Raw genomic sequence first — 21463 nt, 5'->3', positions numbered from 1 at the left:
CGCTTTGAAAACATAGTACAATCCTTTATCAACGAGTATCGATTATACCGGCCAGACGACCATTGTCCTGCATCTTCTGTATTGCCCGGTTTATCTCATCAATACGTACAGCCAGCGGGGACAGTCTGGACACTCCCAAATACCAGAAACAACTGGATACGGCTTTTTCCGAACCACGCACCTGCTCCCTCCATTGCGGATTGGCATGCAGCAATTCCCGCAATGAGGATTCATTATCAAGAACAAAATCCACCCTTCCGGCCATAAGCTTTCTGAAATTTGCCTCCGTATCCTTTGAATACAGTACCTTGAATTTCTTCTGCTTCATGGCGACAAGGAAATCATCTCCATAAGTATAACCGTTCACCAGACCGATGGTCTTTCCGGACAGGTCTTCGAAACTCTCCCACCTGAAATCGGGGTGTACATCCTTCAAAAAATAAAAGACCTCTCTGTTTTCGATCAAAGGGAGTGAAAAAACCATGAACTTTTCCCGCTCACTGTTTTTCATAAGCAGAGGAATACCGTCAGCCTTGCCGTGTTCCACTGATTTCACGGCCCGCCCCCATGGGACAAGCTGAATTTCAAAGTCCGCACCCATTTCCTTAAAAATTTCCGAAAGAATTTCATACGAAATGCCCTTCCGGGACAGCTCGCCCAGTTCCCCGAAACTATAGGGAGGCAAAGGTTCATCCATAAACACTAAATTTCCATTCCCAGCCTGCCGGGCCGATGCCGTCCCAGTTGAAAACACGCAAACAAAAAAAACAACACAACAGAATAAACACTTAATTTTATGGACATTATTCATTTTAAAAGACCGAACACCCTGCATAATTTCATTCTAAAAAAGAGAAACGGTTAAAACATCGCTATATATGCCACCAACCATATAATAAAAAGCAGCTATTTCATATAATAATATTAAACAGGATAAAAGAAGCACTGATCCAAATACCTAAGCATGCACACTACTTGAAACATAGCGTTCATTCATCTACCATTGCATCATGCTTAACCCAAAACAGATCACCCTGACCGTAATAATTTTTATTGTTTTACTTTTCAGTACCTTTCCCGCCTCAGCCGGAGAAAAGGTCACCTCATTTTCACGGGTCGCAGTGCAAACCACCCATGACTTGCCCGGAATGCTGAAGAAGCGTTCTATCAGGGTCCTTACATCTTTCTCGCCAACTATTTTTTTCATGGATAAAGGCAAAATCTACGGTTTTGAATACAGCATGCTCAAAGAGTATGAAAAATTCCTGAACAAGAAACGGCCCCGCAAACAGGAAGTACATCTTGAGTTCATTCCCGTCCCGGCAGACAAGCTGATCCCGCTGCTGAATCAGGGATATGGAGATATTGCGGCAGCATTGACCACTGTCACGGAAAGCCGCAGCAAACAGGTTGCATTCAGCAATCCGTATCTGCCTTCAGTAAAAGAAGTTGTGGTGGCCAATGCCGAGGTAAGCGGCATAAATTCTCTTGAAGATCTTTCCGGAAGGATGGTTATGGTCCGAAAATCCAGCAGCTTCCACCAGAGCCTGCTGGAGCTGAGTCAAAAACTTCAACAGCAGGGACTGGATCCGATCCAGATATTCCCGGCCCCGGAATACGAACCCACTGAAGAAATCCTGCAAATGGTCAATGCCGGGATTATCGAGCTGACCATCGCCGACGACTATCTGGCAAAGCTCTGGAACGAAGTGCTTCCCAATATTCGCGTGCTGAACAACATCGCTGTGCGGGAAGGAGGCAGCATTGCCTGGATGGTCCGCAAAGATAATCCGGAATTGTTAAACAGCCTGAATTCCTTCGTTAAAACCGTGAAAAAAGGAACCCTGCTCGGAAACATTTTTTTCAAACGCTACTATAGGAATGTAAAATTCATAGAGCATCCCCTTGATGAAAAAAAAGAAATTGAAAACTTCAGTGCCTATACCCCCATATTCAAAAAATATGCGGCCATGTACGGACTGGACTGGCGGCTGGTGGCGGCACTGGCCTATCAGGAATCAGGTTTCAACCACGCCGCCCGCTCAAGGGTCGGGGCCGTGGGAGTAATGCAGGTCATGCCCATGCTGGCCACGGATAAGCGTTTGGGGATCAAAGATATTCACGACCTAGAAAAAAACATCCATCTCGGGGTCAAATATCTCGCCCTGCTCCGGGACCGCTACTACCCGACCGATAAAATACCAAGTGAATCTGAACGACTGCGCTTTGCACTGGCCTCTTACAATGCCGGACCGACCCGCATCCGCAATGCCCGCAAAATAGCCACAAAACTGGGACTCCATGACGATATCTGGTTCCACAACACCGAATACGGAACCATGCAACTGGTGGGAATGGAGCCGGTCCGCTACGTAAGCAACATCAACATGTATTACCGGGCCATGATTCTCTCGGATATGCTGATCAAGTCGCGGCAGGAAGGACGTAAAGGAAAAGCTGAGAAATAATCTGAAGACCGCTTACGCTCCGTACCAGCAGACCTGATTGCGACCGTTATCCTTGGCTTTATAAAGGGCAGAATCAGCGTTTTTAAGCAGGGTATGCAGGTCGGATAAATCTATGAGTTCAGCGGACCCGATACTGATAGTGACCCGCACGCCGATTTCCGGCTCGGGGTACTGGTAACTTTCAACAGATCGACAGATCCTGTCTGCAACCACCGCAGCCTGCACAGCATTTGTATTGGGCAGGAATACCACAAATTCCTCCCCCCCGATCCTGCCTACAAGGTCGCCTTCACGGACTTCATTGCGAAAAATACCGGCCACATCCCGCAACACCCGATCCCCGGTCTGATGACCGAAGCTGTCATTAATTTCTTTAAAATGGTCAATATCAAGAATAAGCGTTGAAAACGGGGTTTCATAACGTTTGGCCAACGAAAAGTAGCGTTGTCCCAGCTCCATGATCTTGCGCCTGCAAAAAACCTGGGTAAGATCATCAAAGTCAGCCTTACGTTTTAGTTCCAGATGAGCGAAAAAATCACTCCGCTTGGTAACATTAAAGCTATACAAAAAATAAATCCCGAAAGCATTGGCAAGCATAAAACAAAGGGTGATGACTATTGACGCATCCAGACCTGATTCTGTTGCGAACAGCACCGCGCAGATAAAAGCCAGCCCGCCACCGCACCCGGCGATCAGCGACGGATAGACCCACGGAGGAAGGAAAAGATAGAAAGTCAGGATAATAAAAAGAGCTATAGGTGCTCCGGCGGAAGTAAAATTATAAGACTTTACGCAAACCTCCAAAGCTTCGCACAAAATGGTCGAAGACATGAGCAGACACAGAAAAATTTTCCTGAGCCGGATGTTGCAGCTTTGGATTATGAACAGAAAAAAAGTAATCACAGCAAACGAGGCCATGACCAGCCTGCCGCCCAGCATGGTGTAAAAACCGGTCCCAGCACCTAATTCATAATAATCCGCAATGGCAGCCAGCAGGTAAGCAATTCCCGTTATGCAGCAGACATACTGCATCCTGCGATTAATCTGCTGACCGTTCTCATCAAAAAACAGCTTTTCCTTTTCACGGTCAACAAACTCACTATTCCAATTAAAACCTTTCATCCATATCCTCCCCGGCAATACACCTACCCTTATAAGCTAAATTGCAACCAAGCGAAACAATCTTGATTGCAATAAAAAAAGCTCTCGAAACATATTCGAGAGCCTGCCGGATAAAAAACTAAAGCATTCAGTTTACGGCCTGCGTCCCTGCACCGGCAGGGTGATGGTAAAACGCGCGCCCCTTCCGGGCATGGAGCTGACCGTGAATGTCCCGCCATGATTCTGGGTGATGATGAAATACGAAACTGAAAGCCCCAGTCCGGTCCCTGCTCCGGATGCTTTGGTGGTGTAAAACGGCTCAAAAATCCTTTTGCGAACATCGGGATTCATACCGGGGCCATTATCTTCTATTTCAATAACCACAGCGTCTTGCCTGCTGCGGGTCCTGATATAAATATGGGGAGTTCCGCCGGACGATCCATGATCGCTCATGGCCTGCGCTGAATTTTTAAACAGGTTTAAAAGAACCTGCTCAATCTCAGTCCGTGAACAGATAATATCCGGGATATCTCTGGAGAATTCACGCACAATATTAATGTGCATAAAATCATATTTCCTTTTCAGGTCATAATCCTTGGCTGAAAGCTCGAGAGAATCCTCGATCAATTCATGGACATTAACGGTTGAGACCACATCCTTACCCGGCTTGCTGAAATCCAGCATATTGGAAACAATTCTGGCTGCGCGCAATCCTGAATCCCTGATCCCTTCGATGATGGAACTTACATTGCGGGACTCCATGTATTTCTGCATGGACTCAAGTGAACACCCGGCCTCATCCGCAGCATCGATATTGGCCTTTATATCTGGGGAAAATTTACGTTCCAGATTCTGCGCGCCCTGCATGATCCCCCCAAGGGGATTGTTTATTTCATGGGCCATACCTGCTGCAAGTCCTCCCACAGACATCATTTTCTCGGTCTGGACCATAATCTCTTCCATGCGCACTCTGGAGGTCACATCATCTATCCGGACCACTATCCCTTTCACCTCAAAACCACGCAGCGGAAAGGCCGTAATATCAAACGACGAAGAAGAATCATTTCCCACTCCGGTCCGTTCAAGGGTCCGTGGACTGTTGCGGTCCTTGGCCTCCGCGATAACCTGCACCACGTCTTTACGGCCACCGAAAAAGACTTCCACATTTTCCGGCTCGATTTCCGTGGATTCAAGATCGAACAGTTCAAGAGCCTTAAGGTTGCACTGGCAGACATTCATGTCTTCATCCACCCAGATCAGGGCCGAAGGCATGGAGTCAATAACGCTCTGAAAATACCTTTTGGAAACTGTCAGGTCATGCTCCCGCTCGCGGACCTGCTCTGCCATGGAATCAAAAACCCGGCCCAGTTCATCAAGTTCGGTAAAATCACTTTCCGCAGATGTTGCAGTAGGATAATCGCCTTTGGCCACAGCGGAGAGTTTCTTCACATAGCCCACAAGTGGACCGACCACCTGCTGCCGGAACTGCTTTTTCAATGCGAAAAGCAGCACCATAAAAAAGAACACCACCAGCAGAGTGATCAACAGACCGAGCGCAAGCACCGGCTGAAACAGAGAGTATACCGAACAGGCCACCAGCATCTTCCAGCCGGTCCCGGAAATATTCTCCACCCTGCCGAAGCAGAGCCTGCCTTCAGCCCTGTAAAATCCCCCTTGACCCGGATCAAGTTTCTTTTTGAACACATCCAGTGCCCCGACATTAGCCTGCGTTTTGACCAGTTCCCGGTCGGGATGAACAATAAGGTTGCCGTAAGAATCCGTAAGGATGATTATCCTGTTTGAGGACAGGAAACCGTATATGAAGTTCTGCAAAGTGGCGAGGCTGAGTTCAGCCACAAGCTTACCTCCGCCTTCAACCGGAATACTGATATACACAACCAGCTTGCCGGAATGGGGGGAGATTATCGGAGAGGTCAGCACCCGTTTTGATTTGTCTGAACCACTGAAACGAATGGGAAAATCAATCCCTTTTATTCCGTGGGGAGACACCGCGACGATATTTTCATTTTTATCCAGAAGCAGAAGACGCTCAAACTGCCCGAAAAGTTTATGCAGCCCGTCAAAATAAACACGCAGACTTTCAACCCTGCCGTCCCCGCTCATTATGGCCACGGAACGCAGAACGTCCTCCGCACCGTCAATATAGAACTCGACATTACGCGACAATGACCTTGAAAGCTGGACAACCTCCCGCTCCAAGGTCTTGACCTGATTGATTCCGATAATGGAAACCAGGACAAAGGTCATGAACAAACCCGGTACAAGTATCCACTGCACCAGCTTGCCCTGAAATATCTGCGAAACCGAGCTCCTGCTCATCTCTCCCCTCTGGAAACAGTGGCAAAATCGCCATCCTTTACGGTTACAATATGCCCGGTGCGCTTCACATCACCGAACTCATCTATGGAAAAAGGACCTATTATGCTTGATTCAAAGGAAAGGCCGGGAATCACTTTCCCAAGATCTTTCGTACTTCCTCCATTCTGCAACACTGCTTCCTCAAAAACCCGTACAGCCTGATAACCGAAAACAGCGGCAAAGTTGGGTGCCCAGCCGAAACGTTTAATGAATCGCTGCTTGAAATCATCATAACCTTCCTCTGGGGAATCTTCTGCAAAATGAACAACAAAAAGGACCCCTTCCACGCTTTTTCCGCCGGTCTGAACCAATTCTTTAGTATAGGCCCACATGCTGCTCGCAATTGTCCAGTCTGTTTTATCCAAAGCGCAGTACTGGGCAAAAGCGGCCAGATCACGGGCTGAAGTAACCATAACGACCACATCCGGCTTCTTGCCTTTCAGGTCGTCAACAATCGTCTGCCAATCCACTGCTTCCTTTTGCGTGCCAAGGATAATTTCACCGACAAATTTCCCGCCATTCTGCTCAAAAGATTTGATGAATACATTTTTATAAGGAATGGCAAAAGCTTTGTTGGAACTGTCCCAGACTACAGCCAGCCTTTTTTTACCGAGCACGTTTGCAGAGTAACCGGCAAGCCCCTTGGAAAGGTCAGTAAGAGTGGGGATTACCCTGAAAAAGTTATCTTTGACTCCCTGCAGCAAAGGCGTTGATGTGGTCGGAGCAATGTAAGGAACACCGCTATCCTTCATCTCCTTTACAGCGGCAAGCGATTGCGAACTGGTCATATGCCCGATAATTGCGGCAACTCCTTCGCCCACAAGCTCCTTATCCGCTATGACAGCACCCTCCGGGGTATTACGGTCGTCACGCACCAGCAACTCCAGCATGCGTCCGTCAAGACCTCCGGCTGCATTGATCTCCTCCACAGCCAGCAGCGCACCGTTACGCCCCTGAACTCCGAGGTCGGAATATTTACCCTGAAGGGTTCCGGAAAAACCGATTTTGACAGGATCATTGGAACATGCATTCAAAGAAAGACATGCGGTAATCAGCAATAATAACAGAATTAGCTTTTTGTCTGAATTGCAGCTGGATACGGACATCAGGTTCCTCCCTCATGAAAAAGATATAAAACCCATTACCCACATCATAGCCGCATTTCGGAATTAGTTCCACGTATGATTTCACAAACCCGGTTGACCTACTCACGACTTAGCCGTATTTTCTGTATTAAATATATTCTTATTGTTTTCACGCGTAATATTTTGATTCTTAATTTCAAATTGAACAGCGGAGGCAGCATGGGACTATTCTTCAAACGCAAGAACAAACCGCCTTTACTCTTTGTCAGCGATGTCCGCCGGGAATTCCTAATATCAGAAATCACCCGCAATTCAGTGCCCAACGGCATGTATTACCTGCTCATGGCAATTGCAGCCTTTATAGCTTCCATCGGTTTGACTGCGGACAGCCCTGCTGTTGTTATCGGTGCCATGCTGGTCTCCCCGCTGATGACTCCCATATTCGGGCTTTCGCTCGGTCTGGTACGCGGAGAAGTTTCACTTATCCGCGATTCCCTATTTTCAGTAACCGCCGGTATTCTTATTGGAATACTTGGCGGAATGCTGATCGGCAATTTCCCGATTTTTTTTGAACTTACCCATGAAATAATCTCCCGCACCAAACCCAACCTACTGGATCTCGGCGTTGCGGCATTTGCAGGAATAGCCGGAACAGTGGCCCTTATTGACGAACGTGTCAGTCCGGTCATGCCGGGTATCGCCATTGCCACATCCCTTGTCCCGCCACTCTGTGCCAGCGGATTGTGCATCGCCTTGCAAGACTACAATGGCGGATGGGGTGCCTTCCTGCTCTTTTTCGCCAACTTTCTGGTTATCCTTTCGATTGGCAGTGCATTGTTCATCATTACCGGCTTTATCCCCCGTTCGGAAGACGAACCCCTGCGCCGACTACTCAAACACTTTTCCGTCTCCACTATAGGACTGATAATAGTCGCGGGATTGCTGACCAAGTCCCTTTTCGATGTGGCACTTGCAAGACAGATCAACAGCTGCCTGCGTACAGCTGCCATTCAAGCCATATCCACAATCCCAAACACAACCGTTGAAAACATCACCCATGAAATCAATCAGGGAACAGTAGACGGCTTCGTCACCCTCAACGGCCCCATGTCTTTGAAGGCAGCAGCAGTAAAAAAGATGGAAGATAAGGCCGCAAAGACATTGCACAGACCGGTAAGAATAATTGTACGCACCAGCCTGACCCAAAGCATTTCATCTTCCCCCCAATCAACTAATTCGCTGCTTAATGCCCATGCAAAACAACAAAAAATCAGGCTTGAAAAAAGCGCGGTAATTCTTGAGCAGGCAGAGTTGCTTTTCCGTACCATTATTTCAGAGTTCCCATGGTACACCCTTACCGGCATCAGCTATACAGAAATAAAAACCGGTCCGGCGGTGATTATCGAAATCAGTGGACCAGAGCGTCCCTTGACCGAATCCGTAATAAAAATGGAAAACATGTTGCGGCACAATTCCGGGGAAAACAATCTGGCCTTGATTGTCCGTTATAACAAAAGCGATGACATCACACGCAATGGCCGCAACCTCTTCGGAGTGCATTACAGCGGCTCTAAATCTTTGCTGGCCCAAAAAATCGAAAAACAGACTTCCACCTTGATTGCCAACATCCGCAATATGTTTCCCATCTATGTGGAGGCTCAACAGGAACAGGGACAATGGAAGGTCATTGCAGATGTCACCGGCAAGAGAATGATCCAGAGCAAAGAGGTTAAAAACATTGAAAAGAAACTAGCCGCTCAATTCTCAGTGCCGCTCAAATTATACATATACTCTAAAACCGATGGGATTGTTACAACTGATGATTTTAAACCGATAGAACTATTCAGCGATAAAGGGCAAGCCAGACGTCTTGGCGATAAATTGAAAGAATAAAGACTCCAATCATCGAAAAACAGAAAGGCCCCGCGAACGGGGCCTTTCTTATATACAGTGAGATACAGCGGTTAGGCTGCGTATGTTCTACTATTTGAAAGCCATGGTAGCTTCAACAGCTTTCTGCCAACCGGCATAAAGGTCTTTAGCTTCCGCTTCTTCCATCTTGGGATCGAACTCACGGTCAACGCCGAAGTTCTTTTTGATGTCATTTTTGTCAGCCCAGAAACCAACTGCCAGACCGGCGAGGTAAGCTGCGCCGAGAGCGGTGGTTTCAATGCACATGGGACGCTCAACAGGAACGCCAAGGAAGTCGGACTGAATCTGGAGCAGCAGGTCGTTGGCTACTGCACCGCCGTCAACGCGGAGCTTAGCCAGGGAGATGCCGGAGTCAGCTTCCATAGCGGAGAGAACGTCTTTGGTCTGGTAGCAGAGGGATTCGAGGGTAGCACGAACAAAATGTTCTTTGGTGGTACCGCGAGTCAGACCGAATACTGCGCCGCGAACGTCAGAGTTCCAGTAAGGAGCACCGAGACCTACGAATGCGGGAACCATGTAAACGCCTTCGGAGCTGGCTACGCGGGTAGCGTAGAGTTCGGATTCTTTAGCGTCACGGAACATTCTCATACCGTCGCGCAGCCACTGAACAGCGGAACCTGCTACGAAGATGGAACCTTCAAGAGCGTATTCAACTTTACCGTCAACACCCCATGCGATGGTGGTCAGCAAGCCGTTCTTGGAGGGAACTGCCTTTTCACCGGTGTTCATGAGCATGAAGCAACCGGTACCGTAGGTGTTCTTAGCCATACCTTCTTCGAAGCATGCCTGACCGAACAGAGCTGCCTGCTGGTCACCGGCCATACCGGAGATGGGGATTTCGAGGCCCTGGAACTTATCTTTGTGGGTGTTGCCGTATACTTCGGAAGAAGGCTTAACTTCGGGCAGCATGGAAGCAGGAACAGTAAGTGCTTCGAGGATTTCTTCGTCCCACTTGAGCTCATGGATGTTGTACATGAGAGTACGGGAAGCGTTGGTGTAGTCAGTTACGTGAACTGCGCCGCCGGTAAGTTTCCATACCAGCCAGGTGTCAATGGTACCGAAGAGGAGGTCGCCGGCTTCAGCTTTTTCGCGTGCGCCTTCAACGTTGTCGAGGATCCATTTTACTTTGGTACCGGAGAAGTATGCGTCGATGAGCAGACCGGTTTTTTCACGAACAACGGGGTCCAGACCTTTAGCTTTGAGGTCGTTGCAGATGTCCATGGTCTGGCGGGACTGCCATACGATTGCGTTGTAAACGGGCTTACCGGTGTTCTTGTCCCAAACAACGGTGGTTTCACGCTGGTTGGTGATACCGATAGCTGCGATTTCTGCAGCAGGAATGTCGGCAAGGGCTTCAGCAACTACGGACTGGACAGAAGACCAGATTTCCATAGCGTCGTGCTCAACCCAGCCCGGATTAGGGAAAATCTGGGTAAATTCTTTCTGGGTAACCTTTGCGATCTGGCCGGCTTTGTCGAAAACGATAGCACGAGAGCTGGTGGTACCCTGGTCAATTGAAAGTACGTATTTCTTTTCCATTTTAAATTCCCCTTTTGTAACCGGGGCGAAGCCGGGCTTCGCCCCGTATTAACATTTAAGTTCTATCTATCAATCGTGAAACTTAGCCGATGAGGGCTTTGTATGCCAGAGCACCTGCAACACCACCGCAGATGGGTGCTACAACAGGAATCCAGGAGTATCCCCAGTCGCTGTCGCCTTTACCCGGAATGGGCAGGATGGCGTGAGCGATACGGGGACCGAGGTCACGAGCAGGGTTGATAGCGTAACCGGTGGGGCCACCAAGAGAGAGGCCGATGGATACGATGAAGAAACCTACGATCAGGGGGTTAAGACCCTGAGTGAATTCGTTGGCACCGATACCGAGGATGATGAATACCAGGAAGAAGGTGCCGATAAATTCGCAGAGGAAGTTTTCGCCAGTGCAGCGAATTGCGGGACCAGTGGAGAATACAGCCAGTTTCAGGCCTGCATCTGCAGTGGGTTCCCAGTGGCATTTGTAGGTCAGGAAGCAGATAACAGCACCGATGAATGCGCCGAGCATCTGGCCTGCGATGTAAAGGGGAACCAGACCCCAGGAAAAATAACCGCCGGCAGCAAGACCGATGGTAACAGCAGGGTTGATGTGTGCGCCGGAATATTTACCAGCTACGTAGATTGCAAATGTTACTGCAAATCCCCAACCCATGGTGATAACAATCCAACCACCGTTCTGACCTTTGGACTTTTCAAGAAGAACGTTGGCAACTACGCCGCAACCGAAAAGTGTCAGAATCATTGTACCAATTACTTCGCCTAAGAAAGGACTCATAATCACTCCCACATCTCTTAAAGCAGTTAAAACACAAATTCGTTTCTTTTCGGAAACGAATACCACCTCGCGTTCGAGTAACTCTTACGCTTTTCCATTTCCTATGAATCAACACTATTTTGTAACAAACAAAAAATCAAGCCCATAATGTTCAAAATCGAAAAGAAATTTTCACTTTATGTTTTCGGTTTAGTAAAAAGAGTTTGATATTAAACAGTTGCAACATCCGGTTCAAAAATTTTTTTTCTCTTTCACACCTCCATTCTCCGCTAACAGTGCGGGTTTTATGACACATAGCAACACTTTGAGCCCATTTACCTGAAACGAAAATGGAACTTAACCGTAAACACAAACGGTTTCGTGCAGGCGCCTATGCATGCCATGTGAACATCCGTGTAAAGAAATTGAAATTGAATATACTCGATTTCCAACACGGACACACTATTTTTTTGCATTAAAATGAAAAAAAGAAGCCGTCGGTCCAGGCGACCGACGGCAAAGGGAAGTGGTGACGGGGGTAGGGAAGCCCCCCATCGTTCTTTGGAGAATATGGTGCACTGAAAACAGTGCGAAATATGTTCATGCAATACTCCGGATGGGTGTTGATGCAGTAGGGATACATCAACACCCGGACCGGAAAAATCGCAATATATTATATGTTAGTCTACAATATAGTTCTTAGCCAGCTCCTGGAACTGTTCAGTCTGCTCTTTGATCCATGCTTCATCTTTGCCAAGCTCTTTGGCCATGATTTCAGCAGCTTTGGGAGCAACTTCGTTGGCAGCCTTGGCATCGATGATCAGTGCTCTGGTTCTGCGGGACAGAGCATCGCCGACAGTCTGTGCCCATTCATTACGGGCAGCCCAGACAACTTCAAGCCAGGAGTAAGGCAGTCTTTCATGCATGCGGGTATCAAGCTCGGGGTATTCTTCAGCCAGAGCTTTGATTTCAGCAGCTTCGCTACCGTAAACATGCATGTGGTCGTTGTGGTCGAAATCTTCGGTGTAACCGTGCAGCTTGACGTTCTTGGTCACGCAGGGACGGAAAGGCAGGCCGCCCATCTGGATTGCGTTATCAATGCAGTCTTCAGCCATGTGCCTGTAAGTGGTCCACTTACCGCCGGCAATGGTCAGCAGCTTGTTGGGGGACACGGTCAGGTAATGGTCTCTGGAAAGTGCGGAGGTGGATTCGGAATCACCTGCTGCAATCAGAGGACGGATACCGGTGAACACACTGCGGACATCCGCGCGGGTCGGGGCCTTGGCAAGGTATCTTGCAGAGTGCTCAACAAGGAAGTTGATTTCTTCTTCAAGCGGCTTGGGTTCCATGCATACGCCGTCAAGGGCGGTGTCAGTGGTACCGACAACAACCTTGCCGTGCCAGGGCACGAAGAAAATTACGCGGCCGTCGTCGGTCTTGGGAACCATGATACCGGTATCGCCGCCGAGAAAGTCACGGTCGATAACGATGTGGATACCCTGACTGGGAGCGATGAGCTTTTTGTGCTCGCCGTTATCCATGTTCATGATGTCATCGGTGAAAATACCGGTGGCGTTGATAACAGCTTTTGCTTTCAGTTCGTAAGATTTGCCGGAAAGCTTGTCTTCAGCTTTTACACCGCAGACGTAGCCGGTGGAACTCTTAACCAGGTCGGTAACCTTGGTGTGGTTCATGGGGCATCCGCCCATGTCAGCCATGGTGCGGGCAAGGGTCAGAGCCAGACGGGCATCATCAAACTGACCGTCATGGTAGGTCACGCCGCCTTTGAGTTTCTTGGCGAGAACACCGGGCACTTCCTTCATCACAGATTTCTTGGAGTAGATCTGGGAAGGACCGAAGCTGTATTTTCTGGCCAGCATATCGTAGCACTTCAGACCGATACCGTAGTAGGGAATCCCGAACCATTTGTAGTCGGGTACGATAAACTTCTGATTGTAGCACATATGCGGCGCGTTCTGCTTGAGAATACCACGCTCGTAAAGAGCTTCCATTACCAGAGAAATATTACCCTGTGCGAGGTATCTTACACCGCCGTGAACCATTTTGGTACTGCGGCTGGAAGTAGCCTCGGCAAAGTCACCCTGCTCAAGAAGGAGCACAGAGTAACCACGGGCAGCAGCATCAAGACCGGAACCGAGACCGGTAGCACCACCACCTATAATAATGAAATCCCAGACCTTTGAACTGTCTTCCATCTGCTGGATAAAATCTGAACGTTTCATGCAACACCCACTCTATAAACCGACCGCGAACGGTGGATAAAAATTGTAATGAACATATGAACCCGTATCCTTAGTAAAGCTAACCATCGGGATCGGATTCCTCCCACGCATCATATTTCAAAGCGAAACGCTGAAAATTTCGTAAGCCACCTCTTTCCGTTTCGCTTTTGAACAAAATGTGACATATTGAAAACAATATGACAAGAATTTATTTTCATTTTGCAAGACATTCATACAAAAAGAAAATAAAAACCATACCTTAAGGCTTAAAATTAATTTTCGATTCGCGAATCAAAAATGTTACTTTGAGCTGCAATAAAAGGAACTCAAGAGTTTAAAAACATTAATTATCACTCTTCTTTCATTCAAAAATGAAAAAACAATCAACGCAAAAAATCATTTCCGGTAAAAATAACTCCTTTGCCTTGCTTGTGTGTGCGAGTGCTGCTACACAATGGACACATAAGGTATCAGTTTTCATTTTACATGAAACGAATACCTTTGGGTAGAAAAAGAAACAAAAATACCGAAGTCTCTCATTATATAAGCAAAATTGTTCGGTGGTGAAAGGAAGGAGACGGTCATTTTGACTGAAAAACAAAAAAGAAAGAACAAAGGCATGAAATTCAATCTCGAGTCATTATCAAAAAGACAACGGGAAATCTTTAATATTGTTAATGAAAGAGGCTTCACCCCCATTGAATCCCTTGCACAGCATTTTGAAGTAACCCCCCAGACAATCAGAAGGGATATCAACAAACTCTGTAAACACAACCTGTTGCAGCGTTTCCACGGTGGAGCTGGAAGAGCTTCCAGTGTGGAAAATGTTGACTACAGCGCACGCCGGAACATCCTGCATCAGGAAAAAAGGCTCATCGCCGAAATGGTCGCCAAGCACATTCCCGAACATGCTTCCATGTTCATAAATATCGGAACGACCACCGAAGAAGTTGCCAAAGCCCTCTCCAATCACAAGTCCCTGCGCATTATCACCAACAACCTCAACGTGGCCCAGACCATGAGCAACAACGATTGCGAAGTGATCGTGGCCGGAGGCATGGTCCGCCAGCGCGACAAGGGGATTACCGGGGAAGCCACCGTGGAATTCATTAAACAGTTCAAGGTGGATTACGGCATTATCGGGGTTTCCGGCATTGATGAGGACGGCACCCTGCTCGACTACGATTACCACGAAGTGCGCGTAGCCCGTGAAATCATCAACAATGCCCGCAATATTTTTCTGGTCACCGACCACACCAAATTCAACCGCAACGCCATGGTCCGCATTGCCGACCTCGGCGAGATCGATGCGATATTCACCGACAAAAGGCCGCCGCAGGTCTTCTGCGACCTGATGAAAAGCAAAGAGGTAGATCTCTTTGTAACCGAGCCTGATCCGGAAGAAGACGAATAAAAAAAGGGCACCCCAGCGGGTGCCCTTTTCATTTACATGTTCATTTTCACGTAAGCGATCACATCAGGCATTGCAGCCCGCCCATGGCCCACGGACAGTGCCCGCAGGGGACCTCAACTCCAAGGCAGTCACATTCAAATTCAGTGCTGCGCCCGATGATATCATCACAGGGAGCCATGGGACAGTTTGAGCAGTAGGGATATTCGTACTCCAGCACGTCCGAGCGAAAGACTTTGTAAGGCACCGAATCCCATATTTCACTGATTTCCACGCCTTTGATATTCCCGAATTTTTTCTGACGAAGCAGCTTTTCGCTGCCGTCCAGATAACAGGTACAGCTGTGCCAGAGAAACTGGCAGGGCGAAACATCGCCGTTTGAAGTGATGAACGCGGCACCTTCTTCCACAAATGAACAGCTCAGTTCATTTTCAGCCATAAGCGGCGGCAAGCGTAAATCAACTCCCAGTTCAGCGGCCAGTTCTTCCGAATAAGCATAAATATCCAGCAGCTGTTGATACTCGTCAGTGCGACGACGCTGATCCCAGTCCGCCAGATTGCGCAGATTTATCCAGATTCCGCGAAGCTCCGCATCGGCACGCATCTCGCGGATAAGATCAAAAAGCTTTTCACGCTTCATACTCCGGCCCGGATTCCAGACAAAGCTGAAATAATTCTGCAGATCCTGCCCCTGATCACGGGCAATATCATTCCACTTATCAAACAGTTCAGTTGCAGCAGGGGTATTGGGATTGAACAGTGATTGCTCCTGCATGGATTCGTGGTAGGCCAGCACGTGTGAACAAAGCACAAACTCCGCACCCTGCCCCGCAGCCCAGCGGATGACATCAGGCAATTGTTTATATGTATCAGCCATGAGGACAAATTCTGCGCCCAGCTTGATCTGGCTGCCGCTATGTTCTGCCGCCTGCTTGAGCAGCGCGAAAGTGTGAGCCAGTCTTTCCGTACTGGACTGCCCGTGCAGTTCGCCGCCGCTAACCGAAGAATCAACGGAGTCAACTGAGATGCAGAAGGTGTCCACTCCGGCTTCCACCAGTTCCCGCGCCCTTGCTTCAGTAAAAAGCAGCCCGTTGGTCTGAAATCCGATGGAACCGTGCTTGGGCATACGCTCACGGGCAAAGGCTGCCATGGCCGCAAGACCAGGATGCAGCAGGGGTTCGCCGATGCCGTTCAGAACCAGCTTCTCACAATGCTCCAAGGCAGGGCCAAGCTTCTTGAAATCTTCCAGACTGATATCGGTTTCAGGAATATCGCTCTCCGGTGCATATTTCACACACATGGAGCAGTTCATATTGCAGCGGGTGGTGACCTCCACCTGCAGCCTTGCCGGGTATTCCCGAAAAGCTGCAGGAAATTTTTCAAGCGGCCCGCCCGTGGTTTGTTTCAACATTCCATCCATCCTTATCTGATATTCAAATTAATTTTCTTTATTTGCCAAACAGCAAAACAATGAAATTCCATAATAAGTCCCAAAAGTCAAAAGACAAGCCTTAAGACGGCCCGCAGTACCCTCTTGACCTGAACCGCATTTTCATGATGAATAACTTTCAGCACAATTAATTCAACACTTATCCACCCTTTCATGCGCTGGATATGACCTTAATCAAATACAGAGGAAAAAATGGAAAACATCACCCTGCAACCGACCATGCTCAACCCTCTGGGCGGAGCCGAAGCTCCTGACGACAGCCAGGTTTTCACTCCCAAAGGAGTCTGTGCGAAAATGATCCGCTTTAAGGTGGAAGACAACAAAATCACCTACCTGAACTTCACCGGAGGCTGTGACGGCAACCTAAAAGCCATCTCCGCACTTGTGAAGGGTATGGAACTTGAAAAAATTATCCTCACCCTTGAAGGAATCACCTGCGGTAAGAAATCCACATCCTGTGCGGACCAGCTCTGTCAGGCCCTGCACGAGTACATGGAAAGCTGAGACTCTTTCGTTTTCATGAAAAAAGGCGGTTGTCGATGTTCGACAACCGCCTTTTTTGTTTGCTGCGTATATCTAAGTATATTTAGGCTTTCACAATAGCCTGAACCTGCTTGCGCAGGGCCTCTTTACCATCGTGCTGCATGAGGTGGTAAAGGGTCATAATGGTGGCCTGACTGAAAACAGTATTGCGGAAGGCATAGAACTTAGCAGACTTGAGGTCGGACTTGCTCATACCGTAATCCTGCATGGCAATTTCTTCCATGGCCGGGATGAGCCACTTGGCAGCGGGAACGGTCAGTACCCAGTCGTGGTCGCCGAGGTGGGTGACAAAAGCTTCCATGCTGCGCTGCAGAGGCAGGGTCTTGCCGTCAGCAGCAAGCAGTCCGTATTTAACCGGATCAACATCAGCGATGATGGCCGCAGCTTTAAGCCAGCGCACCGGACCAGCCTCATCCTTGGAAAAACCGGGATGGTTGTGGGCGCAGGCCTGTGCCACACAAACATCAGCGGAAAGACCGCGAACGATGGACTCGGCTACACCGAGGACGTGATGTTCACCGGTTCCGGCAAGCTTGTTCTCATTGCGGCTGGAGCCGTCTTTCTGCCACTGAAAAACCCACGGTTTGTGCAGGTCGTGCAGGATCTGGGCGGCAACAACAACATCGCGGTCAAGATTGAAACCGTAAATTTTGTCATAGTTGTCGTAAAGGGCCAGAGACATTTCAACGTTCAGGGCTGTGTGAGTGGCCAAACCACCGGGATAACTGTGGTGGCTGGAGTAACCGCTGCCGGGTGCGGTGTAGAAAGGCTGGTTGGCTTTTTTAACGGAACCGTTTTCAGGAAGGAAGGCTTCGTAGGAAACACCCTTGAGCCAGCCGTTCTTTTCAAGTTCTTTGTATACTGCTTTCTTACGCCCGGTCACAACAGACATGAGCTTGGGCGCGGGATTTTCAATAATCCCCTGCACGGCTTCACGCAGCTTGGGATTCTTGATGCTTCCGGCCTGACGCTGGATATATTTCCATGACTCCATGACAGCGCCGGAATTTTCCGCCATCTGCTGCGGAGTGAGATTCATGCAGTCTTCGATAGTGAACTCAGTGTAGGATGCCTCGGCCATAGCAGGCATGGAAGCGGCTGCCACAGCGGCCCCGGCAACAATACCCATTTTCAAAAATTCGCGTCTTTCCATAGTGCAACTCCTTATAAGTGTGATTAGTCCTCCCCTTGGACATGGAATATATGCGCGATATTTTTGACAAACAGATTACGGTAAGACCCCGTTTCAATTACAAGATTGTGTCAGATTAATGATATCCACCACTGACTCAGGATTGTCCGCTAAGCATCGCTCCAAAGCCCATAACCTCAGGAATGGATGACTTTGGCAGGTCTTCATAGGGATTCTCCGGCTCATAATCATAATAGGCAATGGCGGAGCATCCGGTATTCAAAAACATGAGCCCGACCAGACAGGATATGCTGGCAAAAGCAAGAAAAGTTCTAAAAAACATTGTTCGCTCTCCAAAAACATTCATAGATAAGTATCTGCTCACCATAGACCTCCCGATTCAGCAGTTCCATAAACGGAAGCTAGTAAAAGGTAAAAATTAAGCATTATAAATTTACATTCTTAATATTTCTTAAGAGAGCAATAAAAAAGTCCGCTCCAGTACAGAACGGACCTTGGCATGCCGAGTGTGAATCTACTGTGAAAGGATATCGCTAAGATTTTATGCGTCCCGCAGTTTACTGAAAATCTCCCGGAAACTGTCCATGGATGCGGCTCCGGTGACATTACCGTGTCCTTCGATTACAAAAGTCGGTGCGGCATTAACCCATTTATCGCGGGCCTGCCGGGTGGTATCTTTCAATTTATCCAGATAAACAGACTGCTCAAGGGCTTCCCTGAAAGCCTGTTCATCAAGCCCGCATTGGCGGGCTGCTTCCAGCAGCACATCCATATGGCCGATATTTTTGCAGTCGGAGAAAAACGATTTGAATACCGCTTCGTGATATTCATGGTAGCAACCATGTTCTTTGGCGAACTCACCGCCCATGAGCGCAAGCCGGGAATTGCTCATCACTTCCTGCGGACCGAAAAAAAGACCGTAACGTTTCGCGCGCTGGTTGATCTCCGCGAAAAACAACGCCGTGTTCATGCCGGGAAAGTATTCATCCAGCCGCACACCCTCTGCCGGGGTATCCGGATGGATTTCATAGGGCAGCCATTCATCTTCAATGATTAATTCGCCCGTGAATTCCTGCTGCAACTTTTCGACAATACCTTTGCCGATGTAGCAGTAAGGTCAGATATAATCAGAAAATATGGTAACTTTGATCGTTTTCATGGAAGTCCTCCGCAGATGGTATGATCAAGATTTAGCAAAGGTTTCCCGAAAGGCAATCAGTATTTTGGATGAATACCGCCAAATTACATCTAATACAATTTGCCGGATCAAGGACTGTGATGCTAAGTTCCCCTCATGAATTTTCAATTTTCCACCGCACCCAAAATCGTCTTCGGCCCGGACTCCGCCCGCTCCATTCCTGAATATGCCAAGGAAATGGGTAATAAAGTCTGCCTTGTAACCGGAAAATCTCCGCAAAGGATTCAATGGCTCGTTGACGCTTTGCAGGAAAAAGGCTCGGACCTGCATATTATTTCCATCTCCGGGGAACCGGATACTAAGCTCATTGCCGGACAGGTCACTGATGCCCGCGCAATGGGTTGCGATGTAGTCGTTGCCGTAGGCGGCGGCAGTGTGCTGGACGCAGGTAAGGCCATTGCCGCACTTATCCCCAACAAACGTGATCTGCTGGATTATCTGGAAGTGGTCGGCAAAGGACAGGCTCTCGACGAAAAGCCCCTGCCGCTTATCGCAGCCCCGACCACATCAGGCACCGGGTCGGAAGCAACCGCCAATGCGGTACTGCTCAGCGCGGAAAACAAGGTCAAAGTCAGCCTGCGCTCAACGGACATGATCCCGGACATTGCGGTGGTCGATCCCCTGCTGACTCTCTCCGCGCCCCCGGCAGTGACCGGAGCTACCGGGCTGGACGCTTTGACCCAGCTAATGGAATCCTTTGTTTCCCGCTTCAATTCACCCATGACCGATGCACTCTGCCGCGAGGGATTGAGACACGGGGCGAAATCCCTGCTCAAAGCATACAAAGACGGAGATAACGTGGAGGCCCGCACGGACATGGCCCTGGCAAGCCTCTTTTCCGGCATAACCCTCGCCAACGCCAAGCTGGGCGCAGTGCACGGATTTGCCGCCCCGCTGGGAGGGGAATTCAAAGCTCCGCACGGAGCGGTCTGCGCCGCCCTGCTTCCATATGTTATGGAGATAAACATCCGTGTCCTGAAAGAACGCGATCCGCAAAACCCGGCCCTTGCCGCTTATACTGAAACCGCAAAAATCCTGACCGGAAACAATTCCGCTCAGGCAGCCGACGGCATCGAGTGGATAAAAGACATCTGTGCTGAAATGAAAATCCCCGGACTGGGGGAAATCGGCGTGCAGGAAAAAGATTTCAAATCCGTGGCCGCAAAAGCCGCAAGGGCCAGCAGCATGAAGGGTAATCCCATTGAACTTACGGAAGATGAATTGCTGGAAATTTTAGAGAAGGCCCTTTAATGGAAAAGGCTTACCTGACTCGAGGTAAGCCTTTTTCTACATCCATGTTCACGATATAATTCCTTGTTTTGAATTAATACGCCGGACCGTGAATCCTTTCACAGCCTTAATCATGATGCTGAATTACACACTGGATCCGAGCAGGCTTGCAGCCGAACTGCTTGCAGACTGATCCTGATAGGCGCGCATGGCCATGCGCTGCAGTATGGACTGGCCGGACTGGCCTTCTTCACCGGACTGCTGCTGATTCATATCGCCCCTGCGACCGACTATGTCTTCGAGGGAGGTGTCGCCGCTGGCAAATGCCTTCTGCAACTCATCAAGGGTTACCACGCCGTCCTGATTGAAATCGTACTCATCGTACTCTTCTTCAGATTCTTCGCTGCCGGAAGAACTTTGCGCTGAGCTGCCGGAGGCCGCCATATTGCCCATACCTTCAGGCGGCGGTCCCATAGCCTTCATATTGTCTTCTAACTCGGAACTGGAAAGGCTGCCGTCGCCATCGGAATCAAGAATGCTGAATAGCTCGTCTTTAAGACCGGACTCTTCCTGACTGATGGTACCGTCACTATCGCTGTCCAGCTCTTCCATAAGGGAATCAATAAGATTCCGGCCTGTGCCGCCGCCCATGGAAACAGACATGTTGCCCATGGCAGCCCGCATCTGCTGCATCTTTTCCACATCGGCAACAAGTTCTTCCTGTGAAAGATAGCCGTCACCATCGGAATCGATTTTATTAAAATGGTCTTCTTTAAAATTTGACTCTGACGAACTCAGCAGCCCGTCACCGTCGCTGTCCTGATCACCGAGTATGGAATCAACAAAATCCTCTGTTGAATCAAAGTCCTCAGGACGTTTCCTCTGATTCATCTGCTGCATCTGTTCTGAAAACAGACCGCTGACTGACGAACCGCCAATACCCGAAACACTCATAGTTGTCC

General features: G+C 48.8%; 17 protein-coding genes. 5 read left to right on the top strand and 12 right to left on the bottom strand.

Annotation, left to right across the window (positions count from 1 at the left end; all coding sequences use genetic code 11):
• Positions 1-28 precede the first annotated feature (28 nt).
• Complete coding sequence (locus tag FMR86_RS14515) at positions 29-697, bottom strand: ABC transporter substrate-binding protein (RefSeq protein WP_163352123.1); 669 nt, start codon at positions 695-697, stop codon at positions 29-31.
• A gap of 313 nt (positions 698-1010) precedes the next feature.
• Between FMR86_RS14515 and FMR86_RS14510 the strand changes: the two genes are divergently transcribed.
• Entirely contained in the window at positions 1011-2468 is a 1458-nt protein-coding gene (locus tag FMR86_RS14510; protein ID WP_163352122.1) for a transglycosylase SLT domain-containing protein, read from the top strand.
• Between the two features lie 12 nt (positions 2469-2480).
• Here FMR86_RS14510 and FMR86_RS14505 read toward each other — a convergent pair whose 3' ends face one another.
• The 3 genes from FMR86_RS14505 to FMR86_RS14495 all read right to left on the bottom strand — a co-directional run bounded on the left by FMR86_RS14505 (position 2481) and on the right by FMR86_RS14495 (position 7054).
• Positions 2481-3590: a GGDEF domain-containing protein gene (locus tag FMR86_RS14505; RefSeq protein WP_163352121.1), complete on the bottom strand. Its 1110-nt coding sequence runs from the start codon at positions 3588-3590 to the stop codon at positions 2481-2483.
• 132 nt (positions 3591-3722) lie between these two features.
• Positions 3723-5909, bottom strand: a complete 2187-nt coding sequence (locus tag FMR86_RS14500; RefSeq protein ID WP_163352120.1) for a PAS domain-containing sensor histidine kinase — start codon at positions 5907-5909, stop codon at positions 3723-3725.
• Positions 5906-7054, bottom strand: a complete 1149-nt coding sequence (locus FMR86_RS14495; RefSeq protein WP_163352119.1) for an ABC transporter substrate-binding protein — start codon at positions 7052-7054, stop codon at positions 5906-5908. The genes FMR86_RS14500 and FMR86_RS14495 overlap by 4 nt, the downstream gene beginning before the upstream one ends.
• Before the next feature lie 198 nt (positions 7055-7252).
• Here FMR86_RS14495 and FMR86_RS14490 point away from each other — a divergent pair, with 198 nt between their 5' ends.
• On the top strand, positions 7253-8926 hold the full coding sequence (locus FMR86_RS14490) for a DUF389 domain-containing protein (protein ID WP_163352118.1): 1674 nt from the start codon (positions 7253-7255) through the stop codon (positions 8924-8926).
• A gap of 90 nt (positions 8927-9016) precedes the next feature.
• Here the strand turns inward: FMR86_RS14490 and glpK are convergent, their stop codons facing one another.
• The 3 genes from glpK to FMR86_RS14475 form a co-directional block, all read right to left on the bottom strand.
• Positions 9017-10504 (bottom strand): glycerol kinase GlpK, encoded by a 1488-nt coding sequence (gene glpK, locus FMR86_RS14485; RefSeq protein WP_163352117.1) that lies wholly within the window; start codon positions 10502-10504, stop codon positions 9017-9019.
• An 82-nt stretch (positions 10505-10586) separates the two neighbouring features.
• Positions 10587-11294 carry an MIP/aquaporin family protein gene (locus tag FMR86_RS14480; protein ID WP_163352116.1) on the bottom strand — a complete coding sequence of 236 codons (708 nt, stop codon included), beginning with the start codon at positions 11292-11294 and terminating at the stop codon, positions 10587-10589.
• Positions 11295-11953: 659 nt separating this feature from the next.
• Positions 11954-13516 (bottom strand): glycerol-3-phosphate dehydrogenase/oxidase, encoded by a 1563-nt coding sequence (locus FMR86_RS14475; protein ID WP_163352115.1) that lies wholly within the window; start codon positions 13514-13516, stop codon positions 11954-11956.
• Between the two features lie 619 nt (positions 13517-14135).
• On the opposite strand from FMR86_RS14475, the gene FMR86_RS14470 reads away from it, so the two are divergent.
• Complete coding sequence (locus FMR86_RS14470) at positions 14136-14930, top strand: DeoR family transcriptional regulator (RefSeq protein WP_203544913.1); 795 nt, start codon at positions 14136-14138, stop codon at positions 14928-14930.
• A gap of 58 nt (positions 14931-14988) precedes the next feature.
• Here FMR86_RS14470 and FMR86_RS14465 read toward each other — a convergent pair whose 3' ends face one another.
• Positions 14989-16338: a radical SAM/SPASM family putative metalloenzyme maturase gene (locus FMR86_RS14465; protein ID WP_163352113.1), complete on the bottom strand. Its 1350-nt coding sequence runs from the start codon at positions 16336-16338 to the stop codon at positions 14989-14991.
• Between the two features lie 231 nt (positions 16339-16569).
• Between FMR86_RS14465 and FMR86_RS14460 the strand changes: the two genes are divergently transcribed.
• Positions 16570-16881, top strand: a complete 312-nt coding sequence (locus FMR86_RS14460) for a TIGR03905 family TSCPD domain-containing protein (protein WP_239057250.1) — start codon at positions 16570-16572, stop codon at positions 16879-16881.
• 82 nt (positions 16882-16963) lie between these two features.
• Here FMR86_RS14460 and FMR86_RS14455 read toward each other — a convergent pair whose 3' ends face one another.
• From FMR86_RS14455 to FMR86_RS14445, 3 genes are all read right to left on the bottom strand, one after another.
• Positions 16964-18073 carry a metal-dependent phosphohydrolase gene (locus tag FMR86_RS14455; RefSeq protein ID WP_163352112.1) on the bottom strand — a complete coding sequence of 370 codons (1110 nt, stop codon included), beginning with the start codon at positions 18071-18073 and terminating at the stop codon, positions 16964-16966.
• Positions 18074-18209: 136 nt separating this feature from the next.
• The gene (locus tag FMR86_RS14450) at positions 18210-18395 is read right to left on the bottom strand and encodes a hypothetical protein (protein WP_163352111.1); all 186 of its coding nucleotides are present in this window, start codon (positions 18393-18395) and stop codon (positions 18210-18212) included.
• 219 nt (positions 18396-18614) lie between these two features.
• The gene (locus FMR86_RS14445; protein ID WP_373682487.1) at positions 18615-19178 is read right to left on the bottom strand and encodes a DsbA family protein; all 564 of its coding nucleotides are present in this window, start codon (positions 19176-19178) and stop codon (positions 18615-18617) included.
• Positions 19179-19367: 189 nt separating this feature from the next.
• Here FMR86_RS14445 and FMR86_RS14440 point away from each other — a divergent pair, with 189 nt between their 5' ends.
• Complete coding sequence (locus FMR86_RS14440; protein WP_163352109.1) at positions 19368-20522, top strand: iron-containing alcohol dehydrogenase; 1155 nt, start codon at positions 19368-19370, stop codon at positions 20520-20522.
• Between the two features lie 123 nt (positions 20523-20645).
• On the opposite strand, the gene FMR86_RS14435 is transcribed toward FMR86_RS14440, so the two are convergent.
• Positions 20646-21455: an EF-hand domain-containing protein gene (locus FMR86_RS14435; RefSeq protein WP_163352108.1), complete on the bottom strand. Its 810-nt coding sequence runs from the start codon at positions 21453-21455 to the stop codon at positions 20646-20648.
• Positions 21456-21463 lie beyond the last annotated feature (8 nt).

It is taken from the genome of Desulfovibrio sp. JC010 (genome assembly GCF_010470675.1).
Classification (GTDB): Bacteria; Desulfobacterota; Desulfovibrionia; order Desulfovibrionales; family Desulfovibrionaceae; genus Maridesulfovibrio.
Note: the sequence above shows the minus strand (reverse complement) of the source record. Positions and strands in the feature narration are given on the sequence as shown.

Bases quoted from the DNA above. Each gene is read 5' to 3' on its own strand.
- FMR86_RS14465 (WP_163352113.1), bottom strand. From the start codon at position 16,338: ATGTTGAAACAAACCACGGGCGGGCCGCTTGAAAAATTTCCTGCAGCT.
- FMR86_RS14470 (WP_203544913.1), top strand. From the start codon at position 14,136: ATGAAATTCAATCTCGAGTCATTATCAAAAAGACAACGGGAAATCTTT.
- FMR86_RS14505 (WP_163352121.1), bottom strand. From the start codon at position 3,590: ATGAAAGGTTTTAATTGGAATAGTGAGTTTGTTGACCGTGAAAAGGAA.
- FMR86_RS14500 (WP_163352120.1), bottom strand. From the start codon at position 5,909: ATGAGCAGGAGCTCGGTTTCGCAGATATTTCAGGGCAAGCTGGTGCAG.
- FMR86_RS14510 (WP_163352122.1), top strand. From the start codon at position 1,011: ATGCTTAACCCAAAACAGATCACCCTGACCGTAATAATTTTTATTGTT.
- FMR86_RS14440 (WP_163352109.1), top strand. From the start codon at position 19,368: ATGAATTTTCAATTTTCCACCGCACCCAAAATCGTCTTCGGCCCGGAC.
- FMR86_RS14450 (WP_163352111.1), bottom strand. From the start codon at position 18,395: ATGTTTTTTAGAACTTTTCTTGCTTTTGCCAGCATATCCTGTCTGGTC.
- FMR86_RS14515 (WP_163352123.1), bottom strand. From the start codon at position 697: ATGGATGAACCTTTGCCTCCCTATAGTTTCGGGGAACTGGGCGAGCTG.
- FMR86_RS14435 (WP_163352108.1), bottom strand. From the start codon at position 21,455: ATGAGTGTTTCGGGTATTGGCGGTTCGTCAGTCAGCGGTCTGTTTTCA.
- FMR86_RS14495 (WP_163352119.1), bottom strand. From the start codon at position 7,054: ATGTCCGTATCCAGCTGCAATTCAGACAAAAAGCTAATTCTGTTATTA.
- FMR86_RS14455 (WP_163352112.1), bottom strand. From the start codon at position 18,073: ATGGAAAGACGCGAATTTTTGAAAATGGGTATTGTTGCCGGGGCCGCT.
- FMR86_RS14475 (WP_163352115.1), bottom strand. From the start codon at position 13,516: ATGAAACGTTCAGATTTTATCCAGCAGATGGAAGACAGTTCAAAGGTC.
- FMR86_RS14490 (WP_163352118.1), top strand. From the start codon at position 7,253: ATGGGACTATTCTTCAAACGCAAGAACAAACCGCCTTTACTCTTTGTC.
- FMR86_RS14480 (WP_163352116.1), bottom strand. From the start codon at position 11,294: ATGAGTCCTTTCTTAGGCGAAGTAATTGGTACAATGATTCTGACACTT.
- glpK (WP_163352117.1), bottom strand. From the start codon at position 10,504: ATGGAAAAGAAATACGTACTTTCAATTGACCAGGGTACCACCAGCTCT.
- FMR86_RS14460 (WP_239057250.1), top strand. From the start codon at position 16,570: ATGGAAAACATCACCCTGCAACCGACCATGCTCAACCCTCTGGGCGGA.